The 797-nt window shown below is 45.5% G+C and carries 1 protein-coding gene and 1 pseudogene; both read left to right on the top strand.

What is annotated here, in order from left to right; all coding sequences use genetic code 11:
• A pseudogene (locus A3735_RS30420) lies at positions 1-223 on the top strand (hypoxanthine-guanine phosphoribosyltransferase); the annotation flags it as partial.
• The gene (locus A3735_RS06735; protein ID WP_068552536.1) at positions 223-732 is read left to right on the top strand and encodes a chorismate lyase; all 510 of its coding nucleotides are present in this window, start codon (positions 223-225) and stop codon (positions 730-732) included. The pseudogene A3735_RS30420 and the gene A3735_RS06735, both read left to right, overlap by 1 nt.
• The last annotated feature ends 65 nt before the right edge of the window (positions 733-797 follow it).

The following is a 797-nucleotide window of genomic DNA, read 5'->3' as shown; positions in this document are numbered from 1 at the left end:
GCATACCCTCTTACATGTACAGGATTATTGTCGGCAGCAAGGTGCAGCGCGTGTTCTGACGACGGTTTTATTGGATAAGCAACATGACAGAAAGGCGACCAAGGATCTGCTCGCTGACTATACTTGTTTAAATGTTGAGGATCGTTTTGTTTTTGGTTTTGGTATGGATTATCAAGGCTATTGGCGGAATGCGCCGGGTATTTACGCAGTTAAGGGCATGTGATGCTAAAGCCAGCCGCTCGGCGGATACCCGACTGGAAAGTGCCTAAACAATATGGTTCCTGGGTCTTTGATCAAGGTTCACTTACCAAGAGGCTTATCGAAGCATCAAATAATAACTTTAGTGTGCGTGTCACTTATCAAGGCTGGGCTGTACCAAGTCTTGAGGAGAGGCGGATACTAAAAGTGAGAGAGCGTCAGAAAGCGCTGGTCAGGGAAGTTGAGCTGCTTTGTTTCGGAGAAGTATGGGTGATAGCGCGCAGTATTATTCCGAAAACAACGCTAAGTGGTTATGAAAGACAGCTTCAGTATTTGGGAGATAAGCCTTTAGGCGCATTTCTGTTTAAATCCAGAGTTATGACGCGTAGTAAGCTTGAAAGTGTCTCCTTGGTGAAACAGTTTAAAGAACCCGTATTTGGGCGGCGCTCGGTATTTTTTCTTCGTCAGAAACCATTGCTGGTGAGCGAACTATTTATGCCTCGGGTATTTGAGGCAAGCAAACGAGAGAAATAGGCATATGAATACTCAGAGTAAACCCGCGTTTGCAAGTGTTGCAATGGACTACGTAAGGCTTGCGA

The sequence above is a fragment of the Oleiphilus sp. HI0061 genome (genome assembly GCF_001635675.1).
The sequence above is the reverse complement of the archived record's forward strand: the minus strand, read 5'-3'. Positions and strand labels throughout refer to the sequence as shown.

Excerpts from the sequence above, each read along its gene's own strand:
- A3735_RS06735 (WP_068552536.1), top strand. The coding sequence starts at position 223 with ATGCTAAAGCCAGCCGCTCGGCGGATACCCGACTGGAAAGTGCCTAAA.